The organism is Paenibacillus sp. TSA_86.1 (assembly GCF_052691815.1).
In genome coordinates, this window is record NZ_JBQZGE010000008.1 from 138,008 (window position 1) to 154,719 (window position 16,712).

The 16,712-nt window shown below is 45.9% G+C and carries 16 protein-coding genes; 13 read left to right on the forward strand and 3 right to left on the reverse strand.

The features are described 5' to 3' along the window. The first annotated feature begins 149 nt into the window (after positions 1–149). The 7 genes from ACUTVW_RS17035 (at position 150) to ACUTVW_RS17065 (ending at position 6,972) form a co-directional block, all read left to right on the forward strand. On the forward strand, positions 150–2,369 hold the full coding sequence (locus tag ACUTVW_RS17035; RefSeq protein WP_445646892.1) for a M1 family metallopeptidase: 2,220 nt from the start codon (positions 150–152) through the stop codon (positions 2,367–2,369). Between the two features lie 243 nt (positions 2,370–2,612). After that, positions 2,613–4,319: a CotH kinase family protein gene (locus tag ACUTVW_RS17040; protein WP_445646893.1), complete on the forward strand. Its 1,707-nt coding sequence runs from the start codon at positions 2,613–2,615 to the stop codon at positions 4,317–4,319. Between the two features lie 249 nt (positions 4,320–4,568). After that, positions 4,569–4,988: an organic hydroperoxide resistance protein gene (locus ACUTVW_RS17045; RefSeq protein WP_434750312.1), complete on the forward strand. Its 420-nt coding sequence runs from the start codon at positions 4,569–4,571 to the stop codon at positions 4,986–4,988. A 349-nt stretch (positions 4,989–5,337) separates the two neighbouring features. Then, on the forward strand, positions 5,338–5,526 hold the full coding sequence (locus tag ACUTVW_RS17050; protein ID WP_445646894.1) for a hypothetical protein: 189 nt from the start codon (positions 5,338–5,340) through the stop codon (positions 5,524–5,526). Positions 5,527–5,599: 73 nt separating this feature from the next. Continuing rightward, positions 5,600–5,800, forward strand: coding sequence for a hypothetical protein (locus tag ACUTVW_RS17055; RefSeq protein ID WP_154983409.1), 201 nt, complete (start codon positions 5,600–5,602; stop codon positions 5,798–5,800). Between the two features lie 201 nt (positions 5,801–6,001). Then, complete coding sequence (locus tag ACUTVW_RS17060) at positions 6,002–6,556, forward strand: copper amine oxidase (protein ID WP_434750314.1); 555 nt, start codon at positions 6,002–6,004, stop codon at positions 6,554–6,556. Between the two features lie 98 nt (positions 6,557–6,654). After that, complete coding sequence (locus tag ACUTVW_RS17065; protein ID WP_434750315.1) at positions 6,655–6,972, forward strand: DUF1292 domain-containing protein; 318 nt, start codon at positions 6,655–6,657, stop codon at positions 6,970–6,972. 222 nt (positions 6,973–7,194) lie between these two features. Here ACUTVW_RS17065 and ACUTVW_RS17070 read toward each other — a convergent pair whose 3' ends face one another. After that, the gene (locus ACUTVW_RS17070; protein WP_445646955.1) at positions 7,195–8,670 is read right to left on the reverse strand and encodes an aminotransferase class I/II-fold pyridoxal phosphate-dependent enzyme; all 1,476 of its coding nucleotides are present in this window, start codon (positions 8,668–8,670) and stop codon (positions 7,195–7,197) included. A gap of 176 nt (positions 8,671–8,846) precedes the next feature. Between ACUTVW_RS17070 and ACUTVW_RS17075 the strand changes: the two genes are divergently transcribed. Together ACUTVW_RS17075 and ACUTVW_RS17080 are read left to right on the forward strand one after the other, a co-directional pair. Then, complete coding sequence (locus ACUTVW_RS17075; RefSeq protein ID WP_445646895.1) at positions 8,847–10,157, forward strand: MFS transporter; 1,311 nt, start codon at positions 8,847–8,849, stop codon at positions 10,155–10,157. Between the two features lie 380 nt (positions 10,158–10,537). Further along, entirely contained in the window at positions 10,538–11,137 is a 600-nt protein-coding gene (locus ACUTVW_RS17080) for a hypothetical protein (protein ID WP_445646896.1), read from the forward strand. Positions 11,138–11,283: 146 nt separating this feature from the next. Here ACUTVW_RS17080 and ACUTVW_RS17085 read toward each other — a convergent pair whose 3' ends face one another. Then, positions 11,284–11,889 (reverse strand): suppressor of fused domain protein, encoded by a 606-nt coding sequence (locus ACUTVW_RS17085; RefSeq protein WP_445646897.1) that lies wholly within the window; start codon positions 11,887–11,889, stop codon positions 11,284–11,286. 208 nt (positions 11,890–12,097) lie between these two features. Here ACUTVW_RS17085 and gndA point away from each other — a divergent pair, with 208 nt between their 5' ends. Continuing rightward, positions 12,098–13,507 (forward strand): NADP-dependent phosphogluconate dehydrogenase, encoded by a 1,410-nt coding sequence (gene gndA, locus ACUTVW_RS17090; RefSeq protein WP_445646898.1) that lies wholly within the window; start codon positions 12,098–12,100, stop codon positions 13,505–13,507. Between the two features lie 154 nt (positions 13,508–13,661). Continuing rightward, positions 13,662–14,171, forward strand: a complete 510-nt coding sequence (locus ACUTVW_RS17095) for a shikimate kinase (protein WP_445646899.1) — start codon at positions 13,662–13,664, stop codon at positions 14,169–14,171. 214 nt (positions 14,172–14,385) lie between these two features. On the opposite strand, the gene ACUTVW_RS17100 is transcribed toward ACUTVW_RS17095, so the two are convergent. After that, on the reverse strand, positions 14,386–14,691 hold the full coding sequence (locus ACUTVW_RS17100) for a rhodanese-like domain-containing protein (protein WP_445646900.1): 306 nt from the start codon (positions 14,689–14,691) through the stop codon (positions 14,386–14,388). A 143-nt stretch (positions 14,692–14,834) separates the two neighbouring features. Here ACUTVW_RS17100 and aroA point away from each other — a divergent pair, with 143 nt between their 5' ends. Next, positions 14,835–16,130 (forward strand): 3-phosphoshikimate 1-carboxyvinyltransferase, encoded by a 1,296-nt coding sequence (gene aroA, locus ACUTVW_RS17105; protein WP_445646901.1) that lies wholly within the window; start codon positions 14,835–14,837, stop codon positions 16,128–16,130. A gap of 36 nt (positions 16,131–16,166) precedes the next feature. Beyond that, positions 16,167–16,601, forward strand: a complete 435-nt coding sequence (locus tag ACUTVW_RS17110; RefSeq protein WP_445646902.1) for a CoA-binding protein — start codon at positions 16,167–16,169, stop codon at positions 16,599–16,601. The last annotated feature ends 111 nt before the right edge of the window (positions 16,602–16,712 follow it).

The window sequence follows — 16,712 nt, forward strand, 5'->3', positions numbered from 1 at the left end:
GTTTTGGGGGACGTGCTGGGGGAGAAACCAGATGAGGAGATACGTTGTGCTGTCTATTCTTAAACAAAATTTAAATGAAACCTAAATTTAACGTAAGGTTGATCTCTTATTGTTATATGTGAACAACATACAGCAAAAGGAGAGAGAACATGCACACTCTTAAAATCAAACCCACTAATATTATCAAAAAGGTTATGTTGAGTACGCTCGTGGTGACACTTGCGGCGTCCCCGTTAATTCATACCACTCATGCTGCCCAATGGAATTCATCCATCCTGGCTGCTGATTGGGAGACGGCACAAGTAGCTTCCAATATGCAACAAACCTCTCGCATACCACAAGCGATGTCTCAGGAGCAATCCCCGATCCAATATCAGATCAAAGCGCGTCTGGATGAAAAAGACATGACCCTACAGGGAAGTCAGACAGTGACCTACCGGAATACGAGCAAAGATCCGCTCAAAGAGTTAGTTATGCATACCTATGCCGATGCTAATCGATCCAAAGCAACACAAACGATTATGTATACAGGCCAGAATGAGCAAATAGCCAAAGAACACCCAGAGAAGAAAGCGTCAGATTTCTTGGGAGGCATTGATATTCTGGAAGTGAAACAGCAAGAAGAGAAGCTTCTTTTCGATAACAAAAATCAGGCATTAAGCGTACAATTGAAGACACCTTTGCAACCGGGGCAATCTGTTACCTTCCAAGTGGATTATCGGATCGACATTCCTTATGGCATGCAACGAATATCGTATTACAAGGATCAGATCAACGGAGCACAATGGTTTCCGGTGATGTCTGTGTATGACGAGATTACACATCAATGGAACAAGACGCCGTATAGCACTTCATTCGAGAGTGATTTCTACACCTCATCCGACTTTAAAGTGGAGCTTAATGTACCTGAGTCATACGAAGTAGTTATGCCGGGTGATTTATCCTCCAAAAAAAGTACTGAAGATGGCAGAAAAGTGGTTACGTCGTACGCCGGGAATACGAGAGAGTTTGTGTTTTTTGCCGGTCCTAATCTAAAGGTAGAACGTGAGATGCGTAATGGTCTTACCGTGGAATATTTTTATTCGGGTGATGATCCTGCCAAAAAAGCTGCGGTGCACAAATACATTGATTATGCATTTAAAGTCATAGCGTTCTACAGTGAAAAATATGGTGAATATCCGTATCCCGAATTTCGTGTCATCGAGACTCATGTGGATGGCTTTGGCGTGGAATATTCAAGATTAATACAGATGCCGGAGCGTGCCGCGGGGTTATCACCTGAAGATGATACCACGTTTATACATGAGATTGCACATCAGTGGTTCCATGCTTTAATTGGGAATAACTCAGAAACGGAGTCATTTTTGGATGAAGGTTTTGCCGATTTCTCCACGGTGTATTTTTTAGAAAAGCAGGGAAATAAGCTAGGAGGATTCAGATCGATTCAGCTTGATCCGTCACCTATTGATCTATCCATTGCTTCAACAAATGAACAAGTAGGAGAAATGGCTAATTACGTATTTTACCAAAAGGGACGTCAGGCGATTTACCAATTATACCGCTCTGTTGGTGAACAAAAATTTGATGCGTTTATGAAAGAATATTTTCATCGCTTTGTCTACCAAAACGCTACAATTGATGGATTACTTGGTACCATTGAGGATGTGCTTGGTAAAGAACAGCGTCAGGACATGGAAAAAGCTTTAAAGAAGCCAGGATTTGAGCTTAAGCATGAATATCAGATGTCAGAGAAGGAACTTGCAGCATATATGCATGATGCCTATCAGCCGCAGTATGAAGCAGTGGTGAACAACATTCCAAATCTGCCTTACGAAGTGATGATTCGTTTAATGGAAAAGTCCTTCCGAGGAGAGCCATTAACCATCGTACTTGGAGATCAGGTGAGCAAAGAAGCAGCGAAACAACAGGAACAAGCGACCAGCCAGTTAACTCAGATTTTTGATGTATTTGGCATGAAGTACGATGTAGTTCGGGATCGAAAACAGTTGAAACAGAAACTGAAACGTGAGATTGGCAGCAGTAACCTCATTCTTGTTGGTAATGCGAAGTCGAATGGTTTTGTCCAAGCTTTGAAAAACAACATTAATGCTCGGGCAAAGGATACCGGTTTGGACTGGAAAGAGGCCATGAAAACAGCAGGACATTCCGGAGCATATGTCACTAAACATCCATATAATCAGAATCGTCTCTTGATTCATTACTATTGGAATGGCGATCATCTCAGCGCCAAGGCATCAGCGTCCTTTATGGAGAAAATTCTGGAATCTCTAACGCTCTCTAATAATATTTATCAACGCTATGAGCTGGATGGCAATGGTAAGTTGAAAGATAGCAAGAAAGTTGAATGATACATTTTACAATAAAATAGAACCATAAAATAGAAATGTTTATGAAGAGTCGCCTAGAAGGCGGCTCTTTTTTGTTTGGAAAGAAACAGGGAAAGTGAAGATACTTTGGAAGATGGTTGTCAAGATGGACATCGGGTGTCTCTCAACTCGGGATGGATTCAATCTGTTCAGTTCCATTTAAGGTTTCTCTTTTAAACTTCTCTGTAGCAGGAATTTAAAAGAGAACTAAAGGTGGGAAATGGCATGATAAACAACCAATGGCGAAATGTTATGGCAACTACGGTGATTGCTTCGATGTTATTAGCGGCTTGTAGCAATGAGAGTGGAAGTACGCAAACAACAACGACAACAACTACTACGGAGAATCATTCCACAGAAGATCAGACGAAAACGGTGGATTATGCACAAAACTTTAATAAAACGGAAGTGATGTCTTTCTCCATTGATGTGGATGAGGATGCCTGGCAGGAAATGTTGGATACGGCGACAGAGGAGAACTATATCAAGGCAAATGTAACGATAAACGGAACAACGATCGAAAATGTAGGCATTCGAGCCAAAGGAAACTCCAGTTTGCGGCAAGTGGCACAGGACGATTCAACCGATCGGTATAGTTTCAAAATCAAGTTTGATAAATTCGTGAAAGGTCAGACCTGGAATGGTCTGGACAAAATGGTCGTGAATAATATGATTTCCGACGCCAGTTATATGAAAGAGTATATCAGCTATGACATCATGAGTTATATCGGAGTTGCTGCTCCACTGTTTTCTTTTGCCAACATTAACGTCAACGGAAAGGCGTGGGGCTTATATTTGGCTGTTGAAGACATTGACAGCGGATATCTGGCACGTGCGAAGAATGGCGAAGGAGAAATCTACAAACCCAATAACGATGGCAATATGGGAGCGGGAGGAATGGGAATCCCAATGGGAATGGGGAACCCGCCAGCAGAAGGGAATGCTGGCGAGATGGGAGACTTTCAGCCTCCTGAAGGTATGGAACCACCGATTGATACAGATGCAGGAACAGGCGATGCCAACTCTCAGACTGCCAACACTCGCGGAGAGGGGGCGCGCGGATTCGGCAGAGGCGGTGGAATGAATGGCGGCACGAACGGCGTGTCCTTAGTGTATACGGATGATAAAGTGTCCAGTTATTCTGGCATTTTTGATAATGCAAAGACCAAAACGACGAAAGAAGATGAACAACGCGTGATTGAAGCACTCAAAAACTTAAATGCCGGTACCAATCTTGAGCAATATGTGGATGTGGATGCTGTGCTCAAATATTTTGCAGCTCATAACGTGGTGGTGAATATGGATAGCTACACCTCCAATATGGGGCATAACTATTATTTATATGAAAATAACGGGAAGATTAGTATGCTGCCATGGGATTACAATATGGCTTTTGGTGGCTTCCAGGCAGGGTCCGCATCCGATGTGGTCAATCTTGCCATTGATACTCCATTATCAGGTGTGACGATGGAAGAGCGGCCGATCCTAAGCAAGTTACTGGAGGTACCGGATTACAAGGTGAAGTACCATGAATACTTACAGGAGATCGTAGACGGTTATTTTGCAAACGGGAAATTTGAGCAAACGGTACAAACATTAAACAATCTGATTACGGATTACGTTAAAAATGATGCTACGGCATTTGTGACATATGAAAAGTACCAAGAAGCTGTTGCTGAATTGACTAAATTGGGCACATTGCGTGCCGAGAGCATTCAAGGACAGCTCAAGGGAACGATCCCTTCGACTACGGAGGGACAAAAAGCGAGCACGAATACGCTCATTGATGCATCCTCGGTTGATCTAACCAAATTAGAGGATAACCTCAAAGGAAACGGCATGAAGGGCGGATTCCGTGGCCAAGGTTTCGACCGCAATGCGGGAAATCAACAGAAGACCCAAAAAACGGAGCAAACCGAAACATCCCAATAGAATTCAGTTGCCGGACTGTGCTTCGTTGCTAAATATGAGCAATATTCGAGCATGAACGCATGCATGCTTTTGGCTAATATCAATATATAGAGCTACCTTACAAGGTGGCTCTTTTTTATTTCATTTGTTTATTTCAAAAAAACTATTTACAAACCAAATTTAATTGTATACAATTGATTTGTAAGCAATTTAAATAAAACATGTTCATCCCATACAACAAACTTTAAATCGAAAGAGGAGAATTTTAATATGAAAACTCTATATGAAACGACAGTTATTAATACAGGTGGACGCCAAGGGATCGTACAATCCCCGGATAACGTATTCATGATGGATGTAGCTACACCCCCTGAACTTGGAGGTCAAGTAACAACAGCGACTAACCCGGAGCAACTGTTTGCAGCAGGATACAGTGCATGTTTTAACTCTGCGTTGGAATTTCAATTGAAGAAGCATAATGTAACGATCGAACGCAGCACGGTATCTGCAACCGTCGCGTTGGTAGCCGACCCCGCAGATGGTGGCGTGAAGCTGGATATCGAGCTTGAAGTGAAAATTTTGGGCCTGGATGAAGAGACAGCACAAAAATTTGTGAAACTTGCTCATGAATACTGCCCTTATTCCAAAGCGATTAAAGGTAATGTTAATGTTAAGGTAGAACAAGCGTAAGCAGTCTGGCATCATACTTCATTTTTCCACAAGAGCAATATGATTAAAGACAAACCCAAACCTCCGAGGAATCGGAGGTTTTTTTACTTATATTCGGTCTGTAATTTAGGGCTTGTCTTGAAACCTACGGAAGTGCATCTTTTACCCCCTTTTCGCTCCCTGCTACGTCACTTCCCCTTGACGTGCCCCGGCACGCCTGCGGGAAACTTCCTTGCTTTCTTAATTCTAATAAAAGTAAAAATGTTGGAACTTTGGAAGTGAAGATAGCGTAGATAGTCATAAGAAGTGTACTATTATACATTTGTTGGAGCGAGTCAATGGAGTTCAACGAAAGAGAGGTGCATCGTGAATGGATTTTAAAGATTATAACAAGCCGCCGGACTTATCGGAATCATACACACACCAGCAGCGTCATGAAGAACATTCCAAGCAACTGATCTCTGGTGGTGGAAAAGGATTTTGGTGGGAAATCAGCAACTTGCTGATTATTGCGGGTATTTTCCTGGTGATTTTCCTATTGTTTAAATATGTGTTTTAGGTAGTCACACTACTGGGCGTTTCCCCATATGATGCATTATTCAGTCAGCATTATGGGAAATGGGGAATCCGGGATGGCAAAGGCAAAAGGAAAGAAGGCTCCCGCGTTAAAAAGTGACAAGATGCGTGTATCCATGAAGCTCGTTACATCCGATGTATGTGAGCGCTGCAAGACACCTTGCTCACGAGGCACGGAATACGCCGCACGAATGAGAGAGGGCGGAGCAGTTGGCAAAGGGGTACCCTGTATCCTCACCCGCCATGTATCTTCGTGACACTTCGTCTAATGACGTATATATACGAAGTAACATATTAGGGTATCCTGATAACAGGGTAGCCTTTTTTTGTGTTTCCCAAAGCGTGGTAAATATTTTGGATAAAAAATGAAAAATGATGAAAAACAGCGCAACTTTGTAGAGGCGTTCGCAGTATAAATGTACAAACATGCTAACAGCAGGGGAGGGTATATTGACGGAATGAAATGGAAAAGAGTGCTGCTATGTGTCATGGTATTCTCCTTGCTGGGCGGGTCTTTATTGTTTGCGGATTCTGTGAACGAGAAGATTCGCGTACTCATTAACGGCAAGGAAGCGTCTGACGGTGGTTATTTGATTAATGGAACGACTTATGTACCCGTTCGTGAGGCAGGGGGCGTTGCTCTTTGGGATAACAGTAACAAGCGAGTAACCGTAATCAAGCCGAATGTACATATTTTTCTCTTCAAGGGAGATACTGTGTTTGGGAACGTCAATGTGGGCAAATTGAAATTCAATGTGTTCTCACAGGTAGACAGTCTGACAACAGATGTCTCAGCCGTGAAAGTCACAATAACGGACCCGAGTGGTCAGGTGAAGGATATTCAGGCACAGGATCTGACAACACAGAAGGATAATTTCTGGTTCCGTACGTATGATTTCACATATGATTTTAGTCGTGCGGGCAAGTACCAGATTGGCTTTCATATTAAAGAAAATGCAAACAGCAACTATGTTCTGGTTGCCGAAAAAATCATTACAGCGCTGAACGATTAAAGGCGGCGTAAACGCTGACTGGTAAATTGACCTGGCTCTGTGAACATGTTACGATATGCAAGGTTACACATTTTCTAATGATGAAGCGAGGTATTACAATGAGCGATCACAAACACGAGCATGGAGATAACTGCGGTTGCGGTAACGACCATGATCACGATCATGAACACGAAGAGATCCTTCTCACACTGACTGACGAGAATGGTCAAGACGTGGAAATGGTTTTGGTAGAGACGTTTGACGTGCAAGATCACGTTTATGCACTCTTGCTCGAACGCAACAATCCTGAAGCTGACGGCATCATCCTGCGTATGGAAGAAGAAGACGAGGAAATGGTGCTCTACAATATTGAAGACGAAGCAGAGTGGAACCGTGTTGAAGCGGCGTACAACGAATTGGTTGCTTCCCAAGAATAGTCAATCTTTCGGAACATAACATGAAGACTCCTTGATTTTCAAGGGGTCTTTTGTTGTTGATTGGCTATTTTGGCTTGCGGGCACATAGAGTCGAGTCAGGAAAAATGGAAATCAAAAAGGACCAGGTGTTAAACCTGGTCCTTCACTGTTCAAGCTATATCTTCACGTTTTCTTTCGTTTCGCGTTTCTTTCACGGTCTTAACCTGGCCTATATGTCGTTTCTTAGAAAATCGCGTCAGCTTCCACGATGACTTTGACGTTTGTTACGCTACGGTCTTCTGGTCCTTTAACCGGCAGTCCGACCTCAACATGATCAATGATATAATCAATGTTTTCTTGCGTAATAACCTCGCCAGGAAGCAAAATCGGAATGCCTGGCGGGTACACATAGATGAATTCCGAGATAATGCGTCCAGCGGATTCCTTGAAAGGAATGACCTCGGTATCCCCATAAAAGGCATCACGCGGTGTCAACATCAGCTGAGGGATATCTGGAACTTTGACCACCAGTTCATGCGCAGGATTGACTTGATAATAAGTACGGGCAAGATCCTGAAGTGCGTTGAGCAAAATATTCACGCTATCGTCCGTATCACCTGGCGTAATGAGGCACAAGATATTGTACATGTCGCTAAGTTCAACTTCGATATTATAATGCTCACGCAACCAGTTTTCGGTCTCATAACCTGTGATTCCGAGATGGCGCACATGAATCGTGACTTTTGTCGGGTCATAATTAAAGGTTGCTTCTGTACCTAACAGTTCTTCTCCGAAACAGTATAATCCATCCATATCATTGATCGTACGTCGTGCAAACTCAGCAAGATCAATCGCCTTCTGCGCAATTTCATGACCATGCAGGGCCAGATTACGTCTGGAAGTATCCAGCGATGCAAGCAATACGTATGAGGTGGATGTTGACGTTAACAAGCTCAGAATGGTCTGTACACGCTGTGGATTGACGAACCCATTCTTCGTGTTCAGATTCAGAACGGAGCTCTGGGTCATCGAACCACCAAGCTTGTGTACACTTGTAGCAGCCATATCAGCTCCAGCGGCCATTGCAGACAGCGGCAGATCCTCATGGAAATGAATAAGCACACCATGTGCCTCATCCACCAGAACGGGCACCTGATAGCTGTGAGCCAGCTCTACGATGGACTTGAGGTCTGTACATACACCGTAATAGGTTGGATTGATGACTAATAAAGCTTTGGCATCCGGGTGGCGCTCAAGCGCACGACGTATGGATTGAATGGTTACACCGTGATCAATGCCAAGGTTAGCATCCTGTGCAGGAGAGACAAATACAGGTTTGGCTCCTGAGAAAATAATGGCAGACAGGACGGATTTGTGTACGTTGCGGGGCACGATAATTTTGTCTCCAGGTCCGCATACCGATAGAATCATCGTCATAATCGCACTGCTTGTACCCTGTACACTAAAATAGGTATAATCGGCTCCAAAGGCATCCGCGGCCAGCATCTGTGCCTCGCGAATGACAGCTGTGGGTTGATGCAGGTCATCGAGTGGTGCGATGTTGATTAAATCTATGGAGAAGGCGTTATCGCCAATAAATTCACGGAATTCGCTATCCGCTCCCAATCCTTTTTTATGTCCCGGAATATGAAACTGTACGGGATTGAGTGCCGCGTGATTTTTTAAAGCGGTAAACAGCGGCGTACGGTGGTGATTCATCAGTGCTGTCACAACCCTTCCTAAGAAAATGGTAAACAAAGATGAGTATAGCAAAATAAGCACTGAATGCAAGCGGTATGAACGACAAATTTTTGAATTGGTGAGATTTGGTCGTCATCTCCACGGTTACACTAAGTGTAGAGGAACGGTAAATGAACCTTGAAAGGGGAAAAAGAATGCAAACCGACATCAAACCAGCCAAGATATTGAGATCGCCTTTTTTTATTGCGATGTGGCTGACACTTTTCCTGGTGGAGATCATCAAAGGGGCACTGCTGGTCGCCGTTCTCCCCGTATATATGGATAATATTCTGGGGCTCTCTGCTGGCGTCATTGGCGTGGCATTTGCTCTTCAGTATCTGGGGGACAATTTGTTCAGAGCACCTTCAGGCTGGGCGGCAGAACGCATCGGATTTCGAGCCACGATGGTAACGGCTCTGATCTGTACGTTAATTGCCGTTATCATGATCCTTTTTCTCAAAAGTGCTATTGGGCTGTCTATGGCTTGCCTGATCCTCGGAATCGGTACATCACCTCTATGGCCGTGTGCGATGACGGGAGTAACTGCGATGTCAGGTCCCCAGAACAAAAATGGTACGGCAATGGGTGCACTCGAGATGGCAGCTTTGGGAGGCACAGGGCTTGGACCTGTCGGCATGAACTGGCTTCTGGAACGAACCGGTCATGATTACCGGACGATCTTCCTTGTCCTCATGGGATGTGCGATTCTGGTCATTCTTGTTGCTATGATTCTTCCGGGCCGTGTTGTGATCGAGGGAGGGCAGAACGCAGAAACGGGAGTCGCTGGAGAGGGTGGAGAATCCGTAAAACAGAAGTATCCAGCCAAGCCGAACCTGCTTACACCGTTTATTCGCCTGCAACAGAGCGTTAAGCGTACTTTACATCGGGTGCGCAGCACGCTGAATGTTAATCCGCTCGTCTATCCTGCGCTGTTCATGCAATCATTCGTGATCGGTCTGCTGAGTCCTGTGATTACGCTGTATACACGAACCGATCTGAATATTTCACCTAACCTGTACAGCTTATTGCTCATTGCAGGAGGAGGTATTACGGTCATCGCATTGTTGCCAGTGGGTAAGATGGTGGATAGGTTTGGAACGAAGCCGTTTCTGAACATCGGATTTCTGATGGCGGCAGTCAGCCTGTTTATTTTCTCAACAGTGACAGCCATTCCTGTTGTTTTTGGCATCGTAATGCTTGTCGGCGTAAGTTACGCCATGATTCTGCCAGCATGGAATGCTTTTGTTGCAACCTTGATTCCCGAAGGTGAGCGCGGGGCTATCTGGGGCTTTTTTCTAACGTTGCAAGGGTCGGGGATGGTCGTAGGTCCGATTGTGTCGGGATTGTTGTGGGATCATGTGAGTCACCCGGCCCCGTTTATCGCCAGCGCTCTTGTGATGGCCGGGCTCGCCGTTGTTCACTTTGTTTTGGCACGCAAGCCATTCCGCACTGCACCGGCAGGATAGAGGAAGAACGAGGTAACTCGTACAATCCAATAAGGAGGTCCATGGAACCTGATCTGCTCAGGGTGATGGGCCTCCTTTTGATTTGTTGTGTTGCCAGAAACCATCATTTAGTGCAAATAAAGTGTCATTTATGAAATGCACTACAATAATCATAATTTCGACACTTTTCCATTTATGAAAATGACTATTATATCGTGAATATCTAGGGGCTTGCCCCTGTGCATCTGCGGAAAGCTACAAATCGGATTCCCATTCCGTGAAAAATAGTCAAATAACCAAGTACCCTTACATAAAATGAAGTATAAAATAGGGTAAGCCGATGTAACACAAGTGCTTGAAACATGAGGCCGGAGCAGTCCGGTACAGATGGAGGGAGTGCCGTGAATAAGAGTTATGAAGTTGAATATTGCAATCTGGAGCTGCGGTTCAACCGTCGGCATATCCAAAATCTAATCAAAGACCTAATTCGTGAGGGGTATTCACTATATTGGAGCGAGGACGAATCCTTCTTTATCCTGTCAGTCCGCACCGGACGTAAGCTGGTAAAGCTCCGTTTTCAACAGACGCGCAGTGGGAATTATAAAATGACAGGAGATTATCTGATCAAGGATGCCAAGCTTGCAGAGTGGCTGGAGAAGCTGATTGGCGATACACGCGGGCATGCCGTGGTGAAACGCTTCAAGGATCAGCAGATGACGGTGGAGAATATTTTGTTTGGTGAAGTGATTCGTCTGGTGGAAGTGTCCGGATTCAAGCAGCGGGTCATTTTTCAAAAAGAACCTGCGCCAACGGCGGAAGAGATGGAAGAGATGTTCCTCTCGCGTGAAGGCGAAGAGCGGCTTATGCTGCTGCGTATGGAGATCGATGATGTGCTGGAACGGCTGCATAATGCCATTCAGATTAATAATACAGAGAAGGCTAATACCTGCCGTGAAGCACTGCAGCGGTTGTCCGGACATCTGCTGATGCTGGAAGGATGAGGTAAACTGTGTTTGAGCATCGTTTTTATTGAAGAGGGCTGTTCCCTAAGGATATTAACAGACTAGGGGCAGCCCTTTGATGTGCAGTGCAGAGAGACTTTTTTGTTTGAATCCCGAATCGTCAGAGCGTTTATTCTTCCGTTCGTCTAGGGGCGCCTGGGATCGATAATGGAATCATCGGAATTCTCCACATGAGTATCAAATTCCTCAATTCCTTGTTCCAGAATTAGATCCGCTTCATTTGTAGTGATTGGGATGACCCATAATAGGGGCACCGTTTCATGGCCTGTATATATGTTTTCGAGGGCTTCGTTTTCTCCTCGCAATTCGTCAATCAACAGGGCGGTCGCATTCCATTCTGCCGGTGCCAAGGTACTTGATTTCATCACACGCGGGATATCGGAATTCGGGGCATGTTCGATATGATGTGTAATAATATCCGCAAAATAGCTATTGACACGATCCGCAGTTGCACCGCCTAAATCCGATTGCAGTGCCAGCATCCACTCTGCGGTGACTGGTTCCCCAGAAGGACGGGTTGCTTGAGACAAACCAATCGTGACAAATCGTGCGATACCGGACTGCATTGTTGCAGGAAAATAGTAAATTTCCACATGAATGTTTCGCTCCGTTTTGGAAAGGTTCATTCTGCTCTCAGGCAGGCCCCATTCATTCATATAGGTTCCCAAAAGATATGTCCTTCGAATATCCAGCGCAAAACGTTCTTCATTAGAAAGCTGCTCCAGTGACATCTGCAAGCTCCTCCATTCAGGTTGATTCGTTGATCTTACTATAATAACGTATTTATGAAAATACAATGAACACCTGAGTCGATTCCGGTGTTTTCTCGCTGTCCGGCTGGGGTGCGGGGTTCACTTTCACACATAAAACCGTTAAAATGAGTATATTGTTGAGATTTTTTTTCAATAAAATTAATTGGAGTAAAGGATGGAGGACCAGATGACAAAACAACAAATCGGCGTAATTGGCCTGGCAGTCATGGGGAAAAATTTGGCCTTTAATATTGAAAGTAGAGGATTTTCAGTATCGGTATTCAACCGTTCGCCTGAGAAAACACATGACCTTCTGAAAGAAGCCGAAGGCAGAAATTTGACAGGTACATTCTCGATTGAAGAATTCGTAGCCTCCCTGGAATCCCCGCGCAAAATTTTGATCATGGTACAAGCGGGTAAAGCAACCGATGCAACGATTGAGCAATTGCTTCCTCACTTGGATCAAGGAGATATCATTATTGATGGCGGAAATGCCTATTTCCCTGACACCGTTCGTCGCAGCAAAGAGCTGGAGGACAAGGGTATTCGCTTTATTGGTACAGGGGTATCCGGCGGTGAAGAAGGCGCGTTGAAAGGCCCTTCCATTATGCCAGGTGGACAAGAAAGTGCTTATAAACTGGTAGAACCGATCCTCACGGCGATTTCTGCTAAAGTCGGTGACGACCCATGTTGTACATATATCGGACCAGACGGTGCCGGACACTACGTGAAAATGGTACATAACGGCATTGAGTACGGTGATATGCAATTGATCGGAGAAGCGTACCACTTGCTAAAATCGGTACTGAACGTATCCGTAGAGGAATTGCATGAAATCTTCACCGAATGGAACCAAGGCGAACTTGACAGTTACCTGATCGAGATCACCGCGGACATCTTCTCCAAATACGATCCGGAAACGGGCAAACCGATGGTGGATGTCATTCTGGATGCCGCTGGACAAAAAGGAACAGGCAAATGGACAAGCCAAAGCGCACTGGATCTCGGCGTACCATTGTCCATGATTACGGAATCCGTATTCTCCCGTTTCCTGTCTGCCATGAAAGATGAACGTATCGCTGCAAGCAAAATCCTGAACGGACCTAAGGCAGAGGCATTCTCCGGCGACAAAAAAGCGTTCATCGAGAGCGTGCGCAAAGCGCTGTTCGCAAGTAAGATCGTATCCTACGCCCAAGGCTTCGCACAGATGCGTGCCGCATCCGACGAGTACGGCTGGGATCTGAAATACGGCAACATCGCGATGATCTTCCGCGGTGGCTGCATCATCCGTTCACAGTTCCTGCAAAACATCAAGGAAGCATACGATAAAGACGCAGCCCTGAAAAACCTGCTGCTTGATCCGTACTTCCAAAACATCGTGGAAACGTACCAGGATGCATGGCGTGAAGTGGTGGCGGCTGCGGTGAAACAAGGTATTCCGGTACCGGGTTTCTCCAGCGCATTGTCCTACTACGACAGCTACCGCACAGAGCGTTTGCCAGCGAACCTGCTGCAGGCACAACGCGACTACTTCGGCGCACACACATTCAAACGTCTAGACAAAGAAGGCAGCTTCCACCACAACTGGATGGAGTAATCTTCGGATAAAAGAATGTCATGAGGGACTTGGAGGACCGGATCATACCGGGGACCACCAGGTCCCTCTTTATTGGCCTTCCCCCGTTCGCAGGGCTGTGTTATGATTAGGACAAAAGTGCTCACGAAATGCTTGAATTAAAGGAGTGTACACCTTGAGCAAGTCTAAAAATATTATTCTCATCGGCATGATGGGAACGGGCAAGTCAACCGTTGCCGAGATGCTTTCTCGCGAGCTGGGATACCGATTAATTGATGTGGATGCTGCGGTTGAACAGGAGGAAGGCTGTACCATTCCGGAATTGTTTTCGGGCAAAGGAGAGGCGCATTTCCGTGATGTAGAGAACCGGATGCTATGCTCGGTACTTGAGAACAACGCACAAGTTATTGCAACTGGAGGCGGCGTTGTACTTCGTCCGGATAATTGTGAGGCGATGTCAGCGAATGGCTGGGTGGTTGCCCTGACGGCAGATCCTGAGGTCATTGTGGAACGTGTGAGCAGCTGTGAGAACCGTCCGCTACTTGCAGGCAATGCGGAGGAACGGATTCGAACGATTATGGAAGAACGCAAAGATGCATATCGGTTTGCGCATTACACGGTGGATACAACCGCGTTGTCCGCGGCCGAAGTGACTCGTTTAATTTTAGCGCATTACCGCGTCTAAGCTTGTGATCGCCGAAGAAGTGAGAGATATAAGTTGAACAGTCATGATTACACGCGATGCTGTCAGTGGCTTTATTTTATATAGACTAGAGTATGGGGTAGAACCTATTAAAAAACGAGCCATGTGGCCCGTTCTGGAAATGGTAAGGTGTAAGGGTGAACCCGTTGAAGTGTAACAATCAGTAGGGTTCACCAGCTTGTACAATAGCCCTGTTTTAGTCTTCCTGCTGCCACTGCAGCATGCCGCCGACCATATTGGTAGAGCCGTCGTATCCGAGCTGTTGCAGATATTCACAAGCCCGCTCACTACGATAACCGCTACGACAGATGATAATGATCTCACCTGATTTGTCGATCTCGGACAAGCGATCTGGAATCTGTCCCAGTGGAATGTGTTTGGCACCATCAATCATGCCTTGTGCGACCTCTTCGTCCTCGCGGACGTCTATCATCTGCAGCTTCTCTCCCGCTTGGAGACGGCGGCGCAGCTCGGATGGTTGAATTTCAGCGATTTGTGTCATATTCAGGTCCTCTTTTCTATATGGACTTAACGCCTCTAATGATACCCAAGGGATACAGGGGATGTCAATTTGGCTATACGCAGCCTCACGAATACCATTTATGCAGCTTCACCATTACAATCAATAAAAGGAGAATATCATCCATGGACGTTATTGTTAACCCTACCCCTAATCTGAACGGGGAAATCGGAGCTTTGTCCTCCAAAAACTATACAACGCGTTACTTGCTGGCCGCTGCGCTGGCGGAAGGAACAAGTACGATTCATTTTCCGGCACATAGTGAGGATAGTGATGCGATGCGCAGATGTATTCGTGATCTGGGAGCTGTACTCGAAGAGGACGACAGCAAAATCGTCATTCAAGGCTTTGGAAGTAACCCGCATAACGTACGTGAATTAAACGTGGGGAATGCTGGTGCTGTGCTTCGTTTTCTGATGGGCGTAACGGCACTATGCCCTGAGGTCACATTTGTAAACACGTACCCGGATTCTCTTGGTAAACGGCCGCATGACGATCTGATTGATGCGCTTGGTCAAATGGGGGTACAGGTGGAGCATCAGCAAGGCCGTCTGCCGATTACGGTCAGAGGCGGTCATGCGAAGGGTGGACATATTCGTGTGTCCGGCTCTGTGAGTTCCCAATATTTGAGCGCATTGCTGTTTGTGACACCGTTGCTTGCTGAAGACAGTACAATTGAGGTTCTGAATGATTTGAAATCAAAAGTGGTCATTGGGCAGACGCTGGAGGTTCTTGCACAGGCAGGTATCATCATTCATGCAAGTGACGACTACATGTCATTCCGTGTTCCTGGCGGACAGGTTTACAAGCCTACAACGTACACCGTACAAGGGGATTACCCTGGCTCGGCTGCCGTACTAGCTGCCGCAGCGGTTACCCAATCTGATGTGAAGATTCTTAGACTGATGGAGCAGAGCAAGCAAGGGGAGCGTGCCATCGTTGATGTGCTGCGTATGATGGAAGTGCCACTCACTCATGACAATGACGTGGTTCACGTTCAAGGAAATGGCAGATTGAAGGCGATTGAATTCGACGGAGATGCGGCTACGGACGCCGTATTGGCTATGGTAGCGGCAGCAGTGTTTGCGGAAGGCACTTCACGGTTTTATAATGTAGAGAACCTGCGTTACAAGGAATGTGACCGAATTACGGATTATTTGAATGAACTGCGGAAGGCCGGAGCGAATGTAGAGGAGCGTCAAGCAGAGATTATCGTGCACGGGCGTCCTGAAGGTGTTGAGGGCGGCGTGGAGATTAATGCTCACTATGATCACCGTGTCATTATGGCGCTTACTGTCGTGGGTCTGCGGGCCAAACAACCTCTCCGTATTCGGGATGCACACCATGTAGCCAAGTCATATCCGCAATATTTTGATCATTTGCAGGCGCTTGGCGCTTCGGTTCAGTGGGTAAAAGAGTAAATTAACACGTTAAGCAGAAAAGGATGGTGCTTGAACATGGAATTTAACAACCCTACTCGAGAAGAAATTGGACACATTTTGCGCAAGGCAGGCAACATCGCTGTTGTCGGCTTATCGGACAAATCGGATCGCACCTCGTATATGGTCGCGGAAGCTATGCAGAGCAGAGGATATCGTATCATCCCTGTTAATCCGCAAGCACAGGGAGAGATTTTGGGCGAGAAGGTATATGCCACACTCGCAGATATCCCCGAACCTGTGGATATTGTTAATGTTTTCAGGCGTGAGGAGTTTTGCGCGGAAGTCGCTCGTGAAGCCGCTGCGATCAAAGCCAAGGTATTATGGCTCCAACTCGGCATTCATAACGATGAGGCTGTCCAGATTGCGGCAGAGAACGGCATGACTGCAGTCACCAATCGTTGTATCAAGGTAGAAGATTCCATCGTTCTACGCGGCGCTGGCCGCGGCTAAGAGCCTTACTGCTGTCAAGGCAGCATTACTCCGAATCTACGACTTAAACGAGAATCCCGTGGTCTTTCAGAGACACGGGATTTTTCCTGTTAATCATTGTGTTTTTACTTT